Source organism: Pseudomonas sp. App30, from assembly GCF_047947025.1.
Lineage (GTDB): Bacteria > Pseudomonadota > Gammaproteobacteria > Pseudomonadales > Pseudomonadaceae > Aquipseudomonas.
The window spans coordinates 2,775,587-2,788,872 of record NZ_CP133165.1 but is presented as its reverse complement, the minus strand read 5'-3'; the positions used below and the strand labels follow the sequence as shown (position 1 = coordinate 2,788,872).

Sequence of the window (13,286 nt, the reverse complement as noted above, 5' to 3'; positions counted from 1 at the left end):
GCATGGGAGCTTTTTGCCATCTTTGTTGTCCACTTCGCATCGGGTTGCAAATAACCCGTTCAGGCGCTCTAGCGCTGCCGCCCGGATTTGCAGATAATGAGCGCCTTGTTATTGGCGTCATGACTTTGACGTCGGTCCATATTGTTTTCGTTCTGCGTGCTGGCGCTTACAAAAAGCGTTGCGCAGAGAGCTGTGGGCGGGTGCCGGGAACCTGCATACTAGAGCGACACGCAAACAGGACCTCATTCTTTCAGGAGGACGGGATGCACAACGATGGGAAAGTCGTGCCGTTGAACAAGGCCGCTGCTGACCAAGCCAGTCAGACGCCCTTGGCACGCCTGCCCGTTGTTCTCCTGCAAGTGCGCGACAAGGCCGCCCAGCAGTTGCGCCAGGGCTTGCAGGCACTGTTCGACAACGCCGACGACACGCTGTTCGAGATGGCCGACCGGGCCCAGAACAATGTCGAGCAGAATACGTTCTTCGAGGCCATGCGCGACCTGCGCCTCAAGCGCAAGAGCATCGAGCGCGGTTTCCTCGAGCGTCTCTACGAAGCCTTCGTCGCCATCGGCCAGTACGAAATCGCCGAGCCGGTGGTGGCTGCCCCGGTCAACTACGACAAGCTCGAGCTGGTGGCCAACGACGACCTGGAGCGCACCGTGGCGCTGGACGCCATGGTGGGCAAGGTGCTGGCCCGCGACGGCTTTGCCTTGGGGCAACTGACCGCGCGCCTGAACTCCCTGGTGCTGCGCCGCCTGGAAGACGCCAGCAACCCCCTGGGCCCGGCCATGCTCTGCGACTATTTCCTGGAGGCGGGGCGCAACCTGGGCGTGGAGATCAAGGTCAAGCTGATCGTGCTCAAGCTGTTCGAGAAGTACGTGCTCAGCGATTGCGACCAGCTGTACGCCGAGGCCAACCAGCTGCTGATTGCCACCGGCGTGCTGCCCGAACTCAAGGCCGCGCCGGCCCGCCGCAGCGCCGACCGGCCGCCGGCTCGCGAGCACCCGCGCCGCGATGACGCCGCCGGCCCCGCCGCGCCAAGTGCCGCGCAGCTGGACGAAAGCGTGCAGGAGGTGTTCGGCGCCCTGCAGGACCTGCTGCGCCAGTTGCGTGGCAGTGTGGCACCCAAGCTTGAGGCCAGCCACGAAGCCCAGCCCATCACCACCAACGACCTGATGCGCCTGTTGTCGCACTTGCAGCAGTACGTGCCGTCGTCCCAGGCGGCGCAGGACGACTACGACCTGCGCTACCAGCTGGAACAGCTGCTGACCCGGGTCAGCGTCAAGAGTGGCAAGTTTCGGGTGATCGGGGTGGTGGACGAAGACGTCATCAACCTGATCGCCATGCTGTTCGAATTCATCCTCGATGATCGCACCCTGCCAGACTCGCTGAAGGCGCTGATCGGCCGCCTGCAGATTCCGATGCTCAAGGTGGCGGTGCTCGACAAGAGCTTCTTCAGCCGCGGCAGCCACCCGGCGCGGCGGCTGCTCAACGAAATTGCCTCGGCTGCCATGGGCTGGGGCAACCGCGACGACTATCAACGCGACAGCCTGTACCTGCGCATCGAGCAGATCGTGCAGCGCCTGCTCAACGACTTTGTCGACGACCCGGCGATTTTCTCCGAGCTGCTCGCCGACTTCCTGGCCTTTACCGCCGACGAGCGCCGCCGCAGCGAATTGCTGGAGCAGCGCACCCGCGACGCCGAGGAAGGCCGCGCCAAGGCCGAGCTGGCGCGCCACCGGGTGCAACAGGAGCTTAACCGCCGGCTGCTGGGCAAGGTGTTGCCGGTGGTCGTGGTGCGCCTGCTGGAGGAAGCCTGGAGCAAGGTGCTGCTGCTGGTGTGCCTCAAGCACGGCGACGGTTCCACGCAATGGCAGGACGGCCTGAACACCATGGACGAGCTGATCTGGAGCGTGGAACCCCATGACGAGCCCGACGCCCACCAGCGCCTGCTGGAGGTGGTGCCCGGCCTGCTCAAGGCGCTGCGCGATGGCCTGACCAGCTCGGCGTTCGACCCCTTTGCCACCAGCGAATTCTTCAGCCAGCTGGAGCTGCTGCACGTGCAGGCGCTCAAGCGTGACGCCCTGCACCCGGCGCCGTTGGTGGCGGGGCAGGAGCCGCCGGCGCTGGTGGCCGTGGTGGAGGAGATCGTGTTGGCCGGCCATGGCGACGCCGAGGCCAGCGAGCCTCAAGTGTGCCTGCCTGCCGATGACCCGGGCCTGTTGCAGGTGGCCAAGCTGCGGCCTGGCTGCTGGGTGGAGATCCAGGAAGACCACGACCACCGCCTGCGCTGCAAGCTGACCGCGATCATCGAGGCCACCGACAAGTACGTGTTCGTCAACCGCACGGGCATGAAGGTGCTGGAGAAGACTCGCAACGGCCTGGCCCTGGAATTCCGCAATGGCAGCGTGCGCATCCTCGATGACGCCCTGCTGTTCGACCGCGCCCTGGATTCGGTGGTCAGCAACCTGCGGCAGCTGAAAAGCAAGTAGACTGCCAGCAACCCTCTTCCTGGAGCCACGGATGCACATCGATCCTGCCACTGGCTGGTGCCAGGGCGCCCAGCACTGCCCTTCGCCGAACTTCAACGAGCGCCCGGATGGCGAGATTTCCCTGCTGGTGATCCACAACATCAGCCTGCCGCCGGGGCAGTTCAAGACCGGCCGCGTGCAGCAGTTCTTCCAGAACCAGCTGGACACCACGGCCCATCCTTTCTTCGAGACCATCGCCGAGCTGCGGGTGTCCGCGCACTTCCTGATCGAGCGTGACGGTGAGGTGACGCAATTCGTCTCCTGCTTGCAGCGTGCGTGGCATGCCGGCGTGTCCTGTTTCGAGGGGCGCGAGGCCTGCAACGATTTCTCCTTGGGCATTGAGCTGGAAGGTACTGACTTCGAACCCTTCACCGATGCCCAGTACCAGGCGCTGGCGCAGCTGACCCGGCAGCTGTTGACGCATTACCCGGGCATTACCCCGACGCGCATCTGCGGGCACAGCGACATTGCCCCGGTGCGCAAGACTGATCCAGGGCCGCATTTCGACTGGGCGCGCTACCGCGCCAGCCTGGCGGCCAACGAGGGCGAACAATGAGTTTTCTGGTCTTGGTGCTGGTGCTGTGGGTCGAGAAATTCTCGGCCCTGCGTCACCGCCTGCAACGTGATGGCGCCTGGCTCAAGGAGCTGGCGCGGCTGGAGGCGAAACCGAAACTGGCCAAGGAGCCGGCGCTGATCCTGGCCCTGTGGGTGCTGTTGCCGGCCATCGTGCTGGGCGTCGTGCTGCTGGCGCTCAAGCCTGTGGCTTACGGTCTGATCGCGTTCCCGATCCATCTGTGGGTGGTGATCTACAGCCTGGGGCGCGGTGACGTGAAGGCTTCGCTGGGGCCGTTCCGTGACGCCTGGCGCCGGGGTGATGAGCAGGCCGCGGTGCACGTGGCCGAGCGTGACCTGGGGGTTACCGGGGACGACGAGGCGAGCCTGTTGACCAAGGTGCAGAACCTGTTCCTGTGGCAGGCCTACCAGAGCTTCTTCGCGGTGATTTTCTGGTACGTGCTGCTGGGCCCGGTGGCGGCGTTGGTGTACCGCCTGCTGGCGCTGGCGGTGGCCCATTCGAAACATCCGGGCGTCGTTGCGCGCGCAGGCAGCATTCGCCATGCCTTCGACTGGCTGCCGGTGCGGGTGCTGGCCGCCAGCTTCGCCCTGGTGGGCAACTTCGTCGCGGTGGGCAAGGTGATGCTGCATGAAGTGCTGCACTGGCACATCGGCGCGAAAAAGCTGATTGCCGATGTCGGCCGTGTCGCCGGCGAGCTGCCGGATTCGGCCGCAGGCGAAGCGGGGGTCGCCAGCCTGGACAACCTGTGGGACCTGCTGCTGCGCTCGGCGGTGCTGTGGTACGCGGTGATCGCCCTGTGGACGGTGCTGTTCTGAGGTAGGCGCGGCGCTGCCCGTAGTGGCAGCGCCGCATGCCGTCAGCGGTTTTCCGGCTTGCCGTCCAGCGGGTCCAGTTGCGCCCACTCCGCTTCGTCGAGGCCATCGCCACCGCCGATGTCGTCCTCGTCCACCACGCTCAGCGATGAGTCTGCCGCGCGGCCACGGCCGGGTTCGTCGGCGTCGCGGGCGCCGTCTTCCTCTATCAAGGTCTCGGGGCTCATGTCGTCGTCAGTGGGCTCATGGTCGTCCATCGAGGCCCCGGTCATGCCGGCTTCGCGGGCGCGGCGTGGTGGCAGTTGCTGTTCCAGCTCCGGGTTGGTCATCTCGTCGCCGATCTTTGCCGATGGCTCATCCTGGTCCAGGTGCAGCTCTTCCATGGAGCCCATGCGGTCTTCGTTGTCGTCGATGGGCGCCGGTTGTGGCGCGTGCATCGGGCGGTGTGACTCGGTCATGGCAATTCCTCATGTTTGGGGCCTTAATAGGGTGGACCCGTGGCCTTCATGAAGATTCCCCCTGTATCGAGCCGGCCATCGCGGCTTGCGCGTGACCCGGCGCGCCCGGCGCCAGTCATAGGTTGCGCACCAATTTCGAGGCTAGAACATGAACGATCTACAGGAACTGATTGATAACAACGCCCGCTGGGCCGAAGGCATCAAGCAGAAGGATCCCGACTTCTTTGCCAAGCTGGCGCGCCAGCAGACTCCGGAGTTTCTCTGGATTGGCTGCTCGGACGCCCGTGTGCCCGCCAACGAGATCGTCGGCATGCTGCCGGGCGACCTGTTCGTGCACCGCAACGTCGCCAACGTGGTACTGCACACCGACCTCAACTGCCTGTCGGTGATCCAGTACGCGGTTGACGTGCTCAAGGTCAAGCACATCCTGGTTACCGGCCACTACGGCTGTGGTGGCGTGCGGGCGTCGATGCAGGACCGCCAGTTCGGCCTGATCGACGGCTGGCTGCGCTCGATTCGCGACCTGTACTACGAAAACCGCCTGGCCCTGGCCGAGCTGCCCACCGAGGAAGAGCGGGTGGACCGTATGTGCGAGCTGAACGTGATTCAGCAGGTGGCCAACGTGGCGCACACCAGCATCGTCCAGAACGCCTGGCACCGCGGCCAGCCGCTGTCGGTGCACGGTTGCATCTACGGCATCAAGGATGGCCTGTGGAAAAGCCTGGGCGCCAACATCAGCGGCTTCGAGCAACTGCCGCCGCAGTACCGTTTGCGCCCGCTGTAAGAGCCAGATCAACTCCCGTAGCAGCGGCCGCCAGGCCGCGTCAAAGGCCCCACGCCTATCGCGTCGGGCCCGGACGCAGCCTTCGGCAGCTGCTACGAGTTAGATGCTTTCGGGCACCACCAGCGGTGCCTTCAGGGTCTTCAGCACCTTGCTCACCGGCGCCGTGGCGCATTTCGCCTTGGCCTGCTCGGCCGTGTCATGGCGCACCGAGGTGTAGAACAGTTCGCAGGTCTGCTCCTTGTCCGTCACTTGCCATTTCTGCATGCAGGCGCTGAGGGTCGCCTGGGCGTCGGCCTTCGGGTTGCCGCCCATGCCTGCCTGCCAGCAGGCGGCGCTGAGGTCCTGGCCCATCACCTTCAGGCCCACGGCATCGGCTTCCTGCACGTTGTTGTCGTAGTTGGCCGGGTCTGCCGCGTTCCAGATGTAGCTGGGGTGGTTGGCGCCCAGCACCGGCACGTTCTGGCCAGGGTTGGGGCTGATGCTGGCCAGGCCCAGCACGTTCAGGCTCTGGCCGTATTGCGCCTTGATCCAGGCCCGTACCGGCGCGCCGAACGCGACCATGGGCAGGGTCTGCCCGGCCAGGTTCTGGCTGACCTGCTTGACCATGGTGGTCTGGTAATCCTGGAAGTAGCCGTACACGCCTTCCAGGTCCTTGCCGGCGGTGGCGGGCGCGGCGATGGGGGCGATGTCGATGATGGTCTGGTAGCCCGGGGTCTGCTCGGCGGCCACGCCGTTGTCGGTGAGCAGTTGGGCCCAGCGGTCAGTGGTGTTGGAGCGCAGGTAGTCCTGGGCCTGGGTCAGCGAATAGTCTGGCGGGAAGTGCAGCAGCTCGACGCTGCGGCGGTTTTCCAGGGCCATGCCCAGGGGCAGGAACAGGTACCAGTTGTAGGCCCACTTATTGTCGGCGTTGAGCTGGCTGGCACCCTTGTAGGCCAGGTCGCCGGCGTTGAGCAGCTGCACCAGCGGCTGGTCGTAGTTGTCGGGCACGCCCTTGAGGGTGGCGAACACCTGCTGGTTGTCGGTGGTCACCCGCACGGTGGCCTGGCTGTAGCCGTCGCGTTTCAGGCTCTGGTCCAGGTAGTGTTCGACGGTCTGCTCCAGCGTCCAGTTCTTGTAGCAGATGACATTGCAGTTATTGGGGTAGGCAAACAATTGGGTCACACGCTGGGTGCTGCCCAGGTCGATCTGGATGTCTGCCTGGGCGGCCCCGGCCAGGGTCAGGGCGGCAAGTGCGGTGGCGAGCGCGGAAACCTTTGGCATGCATAACTCCTTGTCAGTGAGAGGCCGAATAGTGCGCGAGTGTGCGTTACCGGGGAATGCTTTCCGAGAAAAAAAGTGTGTGGTCTTGTAGCCGCTGCCGATGGCTACACTTCAACCCCATGAAAACCGTGCTGATGGTGACCCTGGCCCTGCTGGCAGGCGTGGCCCACGCTGACGACCCCCGCGACGAAGCCCTGTTCGTGGCCTGGTTTCGCCATCACGATACCGCGGCTTTCGAGCGCTTCCTGGTGCAGCGCAAGGTCGACACCGTGGTGCCGCTGTACCAGCTGCTGCGCACGGCCAGTGACTGGCAGCAGTGCCAGGCGCAGCCGTTCGCGGTGCCGCCGGCCAGCCATTGGCCGGCGGTGGAGTCGACCTTGCAGCTGCTGGCCACGCTCAAGCGCGAAGGTGTGCTGGGCCGTTTCGAGGTGGTCTCGGCGTACCGCGGCAAGCGCCTGAACGCCTGCGCCGGCGGCGCCGCCCATAGCGCCCATGTGCAGGCGTTTGCCGTGGACCTGGCGTTTCCCGAAGGCAGCGCCGACCCGCAGCGCCTGTGCGATTTCTGGAAGCAGCACGGCGGCGAATGGCAGCTGGGCCTCAGCCGTTACCCATCCGGGCGCGTGCACCTGGACACCACCGGCTACCGCACCTGGGGTGATGACTACAGCGCGCGCACGTCCTATTGCCTGCAGCCAGCGTCAGGTTAAATGCGCCTTGAGCACGCCCAGCACGTCCCGGGCGAAGGCGCCGCTGTGCGCGTTGACCTTGGCGCGGAATTGCACGGCTGGCAGCGCCGGCAATTGCCAGCTGGCCGGCACTGGCACCGTGCCCGGCGGTATCGACGATTCATTCAGGCAGGCCACCCCCAGCCCGGCACTCAAGGCTGATTGCAGGCCGGCCACGCCCGAGGCTGAATGGGCCACCAGGTAGGGCCGCCGGGCCCGTTCGAGAATGTTCAGTGCCAGGCCCTGCAGCGAGCAGGTGGCGGGCAGCACCACCAGTGGCAGGGTCGCGGGGCGTTCGGCGGCCAGGTGTTCGGCGATCACCCAGTGCAGGCGTTCGTCGCGCACCGGTTCCACGCCCGCCAGCAGCGGCTGGGCGTGGTCGTGGAGGATCTGCATGTACAGGCCAATGTCGAAATCTGCCGGTTCGGCCTCGATCAGCGCGCTCTTGCGCACGGTCACGTGCAGGCGCAGGCCGGGGTAGCGTTCGGCCAGGCGCTTGAGCAGCGGGGCGATGGCGTTGGGGCGGAAGTAGTCGGTTATCAACAGGCGCAGGTCGCCGCTCAGGCCGGTGCCGCGCATGTCGTGCAGCACCTGGTCGTTGAGGTCCAGCAACTGCCGCGCGTGGCCCAGCAGGCGCTCGCCCGCAGGCGTGAGGCGGGTGCCGCGCTTGCTGCGGGTGAACAGTTGCTGGCCGCAGAAGCTTTCCAGTTTCTGCAGCTGCTCGCTGACCGCGGACTGCGAGCGATGCAGGCGTTCGGCCGCCGCTGCCAGGGTGCCGGCCTCGGCGACCACCGTCAGTGTGTTGAGCAAATCGAGGTCGAAGCGGCTCACGGTCATCACGCCTTTTGCCGATGGATGTGCTCTGAATATCCCGCTTTTCCGATGATGGGGCAAGGGCGATGATCAGGGCGCAATCCACTCACAAGGAGCAATATCATGCCTGGCCTGACCTTACTGATTTCCGGTGAACCCAAGGACGCCCTGGTGCCTGTGCTGGCGCGGGAACTGACCGAGCTCACCTGCGCCATCCTCGACAAACAGCAGCAGAGCACCACAGTGACCGTGGATTTCCTGCCCCGCGCCCAGTGGTTTATCCACAACCGCAGCCTGGCCGAATTGGGCAAGGACGCCTTCCGCCTGCAGGTGACCATTACTGACGAAACCACCACCAAGGACCAGAAGGCGCGGTTCCAGCGCGAGGCCTACGCGTTGCTGGCCGAGCGCATCGGCAACCTGCACTCGCACTCCAACGTGCACCTGATCGATTGCCGCGCCTCGGCCTACAGCTACGCCGGCATTACCCAGGAGTACCGCTACCAGCACCCCCAGGCCTGAGCCTCACGGGCAGGGAATGGGCGTCAGCACCGGCTGGCCGGCGAAGAAGGCCAGCAGGTTCTGGTTCACCAGGCTTACCGTGGCCTCGGAGGCCTGGGGCGACAGGCCGGCGACGTGTGGCGTGAGCACCACGTTGTCCAGGGCCTTGAGCGCGTCAGGGACGGCGGGCTCGTCGTCGAACACGTCCAGCGCCGCGCCGGCGATGGTGCGTTGCTGCAGGGCCTCGATCAGGTCGGCGGTGGCGATCACGCTGGCGCGGGCAATATTCACCACGAAACCGTGCGGCCCCAGGGCCAGTAGCGCGGTTTTGTCGATGGCGTGCTGGCTGCTCGGGCCGCCCGGGGTGGCGATCACCAGGTAATCGCAGGAGGCCGCCAGTTCCACCGGGCTGGCGCAGTAGTGGTAGTCGACGTCGGTGCGTGGGCGGCGGTTGTGGTAAGTGACGGTCATGTCGAAACCGCGCGCGGCGCGCTTGGCAATCGCCAGGCCCACCGCGCCCAGGCCCAGGATGCCCAGGCGGCCGCCTTCCAGGGTGGGGCGGCTGAGCTTGCGCCATTCACCGCGGCGCACCGAGGCATCGGCCCCTGGAATATCGCGCACCAGCGCCAGCAGCAGGGCCATGGCGTGGTCGGCCACCGACGAGGCGTTGGCGCCGGCGCCGTTGGTCACGGTGATGCCGGCGGCACGGGCGGCGGCCAGGTCCACGTGCTCGTAGCCGGCGCCGATCACGCAGATGATTTTCAGGTGCGGCAGCGCCGCCATTTCATCGGCGAAGAACCCCAGCGGGCCACGGGTGAGCACGGCGGTGATGCGCTGGCCGTGGTCGCGGATGGCGGCGGCGCGCAGCTCGCGGGTGGGCGCCAGAATCAGCGTGAAGCCGCTGTCTTCGAGGATATGCAGGTAGTCGTTGACGGCTTCCACCAGCACCAGGACCGTTGCGCTCATGGGTTCCCTCCGGAATAAAGTAAGTCAGGCGCCCATTGACCGATTCCTGGCGACAATGGTCAATGACTATTCAAGGCCCTGCGAGTTTATTTCATGTCCTGGTTGACCGACCCCGCTGTCTGGACCGCGCTGTTGCAGATTGTCGCCATCGATTTGCTGCTGGGTGGCGACAACGCCGTGGTCATCGCCCTGGCCTGCCGCAACCTGCCGCGCGAACAACGGCGCAAGGCCATCCTGGGCGGTGTGGCGGGCGCAATCCTGCTGCGCGTGGTGTTGTTGTTCTTTGCCATGCAACTGTTGTCGCTGCCTTACCTGAAGCTGGCGGGGGCGCTGCTGTTGCTGTGGATCGGGGTGAAATTGTTGATTCGCGAGGAGGACGGGCACGCCGACATTCGTGGCGATGTGCACCTGTTCAATGCCATCAAGACCATCATCATCGCCGACGCGGTTATGTCGCTGGACAACGTGCTGGCGGTGGCCGCCGCGGGCGCTGGGAATATCTACCTGGTCAGCTTCGGGGTGTTGATCAGCATCCCGGTGATCGTGCTGGGCAGCCGCCTGGTGCTGGCGGCCATGGAGCGTTTCCCGGTGGTGATTCAGCTGGGCGGGGCGTTGATTGGCTGGATTGCCGGCGGCATGGCGGTGGCGGATCCGGCGCTGGCGGGGTACCTGCCGGGTAGCGTGGCGGTGCAGCATTATGCCGCCAGCGTGGTGGGTGCAGGGTTGGTGCTGGTGGTAGGGCAGGCGTGGAACCGGCGGTTGGTGGCGCGGCGCCTGTGAGCAGCCGCGTAGCAGCTGCCGCTAGGCTGCGTCAGACGGCATGTGCGGTTAGCCTGACGCACCGTGGCCGCCATGACGCGGCCTGGCGGCCACTGCTACGGTCTCAGAATTTCAGGGCATTGGTCAGGTCGCCCATGGGCTTCTGCCCGCGTGCCACCATGGCGTCGTCGCGCTGCTTGAGGCCGTCCAGCGTCTCCAGCTTGAATACCCGGGTGATCAGCCGCAGGATCGACGCGGTGTCATACACCGTGTGGTCCACCGTGCCCTTGCGTGCGAACGGCGACACCACCAGCGCCGGAATGCGCGTGCCCGGGCCCCAGCGGTCGCCCTTGGGTGGCGCCACGTGGTCCCACCAGCCGCCGTTCTCATCGACAGTGACCACCACCACCATGTTTTTCCATTGCGGGCTGTTGCGCAGCACCTTCAGGGCGGTGGCGATATGCCGGTCGCCGGCGGCCACGTCAGCGTAGCCGGCGTGCATGTTGAGGTTGCCCTGGGGCTTGTAGAAGGTCACGGCGGGCAGCTTGCCGGCGGCCGCGTCGGCGAGGAACTTGTTGCTGCCGGGCTCGTCGCCCAGGCCACCGTCGCGCAGGCGCTTCTGGCGCTCGGCCGGGTTCTCCGGGCCTTGCTGCTTGAAGTAGTTGAACGGCTGGTGGTGGTACTGGAAGTTGGGGATCTTGGGGATGCCGCCCGAGTCCTTGTACTGGTCCAGGGTGGCCTGCCAGGCGCCCGCGTACCAGGCCCAGTCGACGTTCTTCTTGCTCAGCTTGTCGCCGATGTGTTCGTGGCTCTGGGGCACCAGCACGCTGGGCAGGTCCGGCTTGGAATAGTCTGGGCGTTCCGGGTCGCGGATCCAGGTCGGCCAGTAGGGCGGCGCCATGGTGTTCACGGCGAAGCCGTCCGGGGTCAGCGCGCTGGGGCCGAACGCCGGGGCGCCGGTCATGGCGCTGGCCGGGGACTTGTCCAGGGGCTTGAGGCGCGTGTCCAGCGGGTCATCGCTCTGCAGCGTGGCGATCTGTTCCTTGGCCACCGAGCTGGTGGCGTTGGGGTAGAACGGCGCGGTGGCGCTGATCAGGTACTGGTGGTTGAGGAACGAGCCGCCGAAGGCGCCCTGGAAGAAGTTGTCGCACAGCACGAACTCGCGCGCCACGTCCCACAGGCGCAGGGAATACTGGGTCTGCGCGTAGTAGCCCATGGTCAGGCCACCGGAGTCGGCCCAGGCCACGAACTGGTCATTCTTGCCGCCGTTGATCTGCATCTGGTTCTGGTAGAACACGTGCCACAGGTCGCGGGTCACCACACTCAGCGGCAGGTCTTCCTGGTTCGGGCCTTTCAGCGCGAACGGCGCGTTGGGCAGGTTTTCCTGGTACTGCAGGCCCGGGGCGTAGGTCACGCCATCCACGGTTTGCGGGCCAAGCTGCAGGGTGCCGCCCCAGGCCGGTGGCAGGGTCTTGAGCAGGCTGCCGTCACGGTCGCGCTGCTGGTGCTCCTCGGGCTTGAGCGCCGCCAGCGGTTGTTCCAGGCCAGGGAAGTTGGCGAACAAGTTGTTGAAGCTGCGGTTCTCGGCGTAGATCACCACCACCGTCTTGACGTTGTCGGCCAGCGCCTTGTCCAGCTCGGTGGGCGACAGCGGATGCTCGTCGGCCTTGCCCGGCTGGTCGTTGGTGCTGCCACAGGCGCTCAGCGTCGCCGCGCCCACGCCCAGCACCGCCACGCCACCCAGGAAACGGCGGCGGCTGGTGTCGGGCAGCAAGGGGGAGGAGGGGGCTTGGGTATCGTCAGTCTTGTCACTCATCACGGCATCCCTGGTCAGGCGTAACAAAAAATTACTGGCCGGGAGGGTAGCAGTGGTTTGTGACGGTTGTGGGGCGGGTTTGTTTCAGCGGGTTCCCTCGGGGGAAACAATCCGAAGCGGCCAACCGCAGAATAGGGTCTTTCCCAAAGATCCAGAAGTGCCGCAGTCAGACAAGGTGTGTCACCAGTCTGTAGCAGCGGCCGTTAGGCCGCGTCACGGGCAATGCCAAGGTGGGTTGGGACGCGCCCTGGCGGCCGCTGCTACGAGTAGGTGCAGGCCGAGGTTGGTTAAATTTTCAGCTGCTCAAACTTGCCGGGAGGCGAGTAGCGCCAGCTGATGTTGAACCCAGCGCCACCTTTGATCAGCGATGACTGCTGGACAATCGCAGGCCACCAGCGGATGAGGTTGTGGGCTTTGCTCCAGTAGGTTTCCGCGGCCCATTGCCTAGCCAGGCAGAATACAGGAATGCCAGACGTCCTGAATGCCTGGCGCTCGGTGTCTCCCTTGATAAACCTGTCCTGTGAAATGACAATCCAGTCACCTTCAGCCTTCAGTACGCGGATCCAGCATTGGTCACTGGTCTCGGGCGCAAAGCGGTCCCTCAAGGGGTAAACGTTGTGGCCATCTGCTTTGGATAATTCATTCAGCGCTCTGGCCAACGCCGGAGGCAGGTTGTGGTCGAGCAGAAACTTCAAGCCGCGCTCCCGGTTTCAAAGGCGACTGCGGCTGCGACATCGCTCGCTGGAATCTCGTACAGCGCGGCAACGCGCTCGCGATCTTCACCTTCCGCCAGATAGGCTTGATACAGCAGGGCCGTATCGATGCCGCTAGCTGACAATATGGCACCGCCGAAATTCCGATCAGGGTCGATGACTATCACCCTGCTCCGGCGAAACGGATAACGGCATTGGGGTGTTGGGTGAGCGTTATTCATGAAGCCCTCCCAGGTATGTGGGCAACGTGAATCGGAGGTGGCAAGGTTATCCATGGGTTTAAGGTGCCAACGGCATACGCCCGCGGCACTAGCTCCTACTGAAATATGACAACCGCCAGCATACGTCTGTCAGCAAAGACCCTATATCAGCGTAACCCCAAAATTGCGTAGGACTTTTCCCAAGCCAAAAAAAAAGAGCCTACCTTTCGGTAAGCTCTTTTTCGTACTTGGTGGCTACACAGGGACTTGAACCCCGGACCCCAGCATTATGAATGCTATGCTCTAACCAACTGAGCTATGTAGCCAAGATGGCGCGCATTATTCCCTCAGAACGAACATGTGTCAATCATCTTTTT

The 13,286-nt window shown here is 65.0% G+C and carries 14 protein-coding genes and 1 tRNA gene; 7 read left to right on the top strand and 8 right to left on the bottom strand.

The window, feature by feature from the left end:
• Window positions 1–263: 263 nt before the first annotated feature.
• Genes RAM80_RS12900 through ampE form a run of 3 tightly spaced genes read left to right on the top strand, consistent with a single transcriptional unit; the run spans window position 264 to window position 3,917 of the window.
• Window positions 264–2,489 carry a DUF1631 domain-containing protein gene (locus tag RAM80_RS12900; RefSeq protein ID WP_416426923.1) on the top strand — a complete coding sequence of 742 codons (2,226 nt, stop codon included), beginning with the start codon at window positions 264–266 and terminating at the stop codon, window positions 2,487–2,489.
• A 31-nt stretch (window positions 2,490–2,520) separates the two neighbouring features.
• Window positions 2,521–3,084, top strand: coding sequence for a 1,6-anhydro-N-acetylmuramyl-L-alanine amidase AmpD (ampD, locus tag RAM80_RS12895; RefSeq protein ID WP_416426922.1), 564 nt, complete (start codon window positions 2,521–2,523; stop codon window positions 3,082–3,084).
• The gene (gene ampE, locus RAM80_RS12890) at window positions 3,081–3,917 is read left to right on the top strand and encodes a regulatory signaling modulator protein AmpE (RefSeq protein WP_416426921.1); all 837 of its coding nucleotides are present in this window, start codon (window positions 3,081–3,083) and stop codon (window positions 3,915–3,917) included. The genes ampD and ampE overlap by 4 nt, the downstream gene beginning before the upstream one ends.
• Before the next feature lie 41 nt (window positions 3,918–3,958).
• Here the strand turns inward: ampE and RAM80_RS12885 are convergent, their stop codons facing one another.
• Window positions 3,959–4,372 carry a serine kinase/phosphatase gene (locus tag RAM80_RS12885; protein WP_416426920.1) on the bottom strand — a complete coding sequence of 138 codons (414 nt, stop codon included), beginning with the start codon at window positions 4,370–4,372 and terminating at the stop codon, window positions 3,959–3,961.
• 148 nt (window positions 4,373–4,520) lie between these two features.
• Between RAM80_RS12885 and can the strand changes: the two genes are divergently transcribed.
• Entirely contained in the window at window positions 4,521–5,156 is a 636-nt protein-coding gene (can, locus tag RAM80_RS12880) for a carbonate dehydratase (protein WP_416426919.1), read from the top strand.
• A gap of 99 nt (window positions 5,157–5,255) precedes the next feature.
• On the opposite strand, the gene RAM80_RS12875 is transcribed toward can, so the two are convergent.
• The gene (locus tag RAM80_RS12875; protein ID WP_416426918.1) at window positions 5,256–6,416 is read right to left on the bottom strand and encodes a hypothetical protein; all 1,161 of its coding nucleotides are present in this window, start codon (window positions 6,414–6,416) and stop codon (window positions 5,256–5,258) included.
• Window positions 6,417–6,535: 119 nt separating this feature from the next.
• On the opposite strand from RAM80_RS12875, the gene RAM80_RS12870 reads away from it, so the two are divergent.
• Window positions 6,536–7,123: a D-Ala-D-Ala carboxypeptidase family metallohydrolase gene (locus tag RAM80_RS12870; protein ID WP_416426917.1), complete on the top strand. Its 588-nt coding sequence runs from the start codon at window positions 6,536–6,538 to the stop codon at window positions 7,121–7,123.
• Here the strand turns inward: RAM80_RS12870 and RAM80_RS12865 are convergent.
• The gene (locus RAM80_RS12865) at window positions 7,115–7,972 is read right to left on the bottom strand and encodes a LysR family transcriptional regulator (RefSeq protein WP_416426916.1); all 858 of its coding nucleotides are present in this window, start codon (window positions 7,970–7,972) and stop codon (window positions 7,115–7,117) included. The genes RAM80_RS12870 and RAM80_RS12865 overlap by 9 nt on opposite strands.
• Before the next feature lie 105 nt (window positions 7,973–8,077).
• On the opposite strand from RAM80_RS12865, the gene RAM80_RS12860 reads away from it, so the two are divergent.
• Window positions 8,078–8,476 (top strand): tautomerase family protein, encoded by a 399-nt coding sequence (locus RAM80_RS12860; protein ID WP_416426915.1) that lies wholly within the window; start codon window positions 8,078–8,080, stop codon window positions 8,474–8,476.
• Window positions 8,477–8,479: 3 nt separating this feature from the next.
• Here RAM80_RS12860 and RAM80_RS12855 read toward each other — a convergent pair whose 3' ends face one another.
• Entirely contained in the window at window positions 8,480–9,421 is a 942-nt protein-coding gene (locus RAM80_RS12855; RefSeq protein ID WP_416426914.1) for a 2-hydroxyacid dehydrogenase, read from the bottom strand.
• Between the two features lie 93 nt (window positions 9,422–9,514).
• Between RAM80_RS12855 and RAM80_RS12850 the strand changes: the two genes are divergently transcribed.
• The gene (locus RAM80_RS12850) at window positions 9,515–10,201 is read left to right on the top strand and encodes a TerC family protein (protein ID WP_416426913.1); all 687 of its coding nucleotides are present in this window, start codon (window positions 9,515–9,517) and stop codon (window positions 10,199–10,201) included.
• 103 nt (window positions 10,202–10,304) lie between these two features.
• Here RAM80_RS12850 and RAM80_RS12845 read toward each other — a convergent pair whose 3' ends face one another.
• The 4 genes from RAM80_RS12845 to RAM80_RS12830 form a co-directional block, all read right to left on the bottom strand.
• Window positions 10,305–11,996, bottom strand: a complete 1,692-nt coding sequence (locus tag RAM80_RS12845; RefSeq protein WP_416426912.1) for an acid phosphatase — start codon at window positions 11,994–11,996, stop codon at window positions 10,305–10,307.
• A gap of 287 nt (window positions 11,997–12,283) precedes the next feature.
• Window positions 12,284–12,691, bottom strand: a complete 408-nt coding sequence (locus RAM80_RS12840) for a hypothetical protein (protein ID WP_416426911.1) — start codon at window positions 12,689–12,691, stop codon at window positions 12,284–12,286.
• Entirely contained in the window at window positions 12,688–12,930 is a 243-nt protein-coding gene (locus tag RAM80_RS12835; protein WP_416426910.1) for a DUF433 domain-containing protein, read from the bottom strand. The genes RAM80_RS12840 and RAM80_RS12835 overlap by 4 nt, the downstream gene beginning before the upstream one ends.
• Window positions 12,931–13,158: 228 nt before the next feature.
• Window positions 13,159–13,235: transfer RNA gene (locus tag RAM80_RS12830), tRNA-Met, on the bottom strand.
• Window positions 13,236–13,286: the final 51 nt, after the last annotated feature.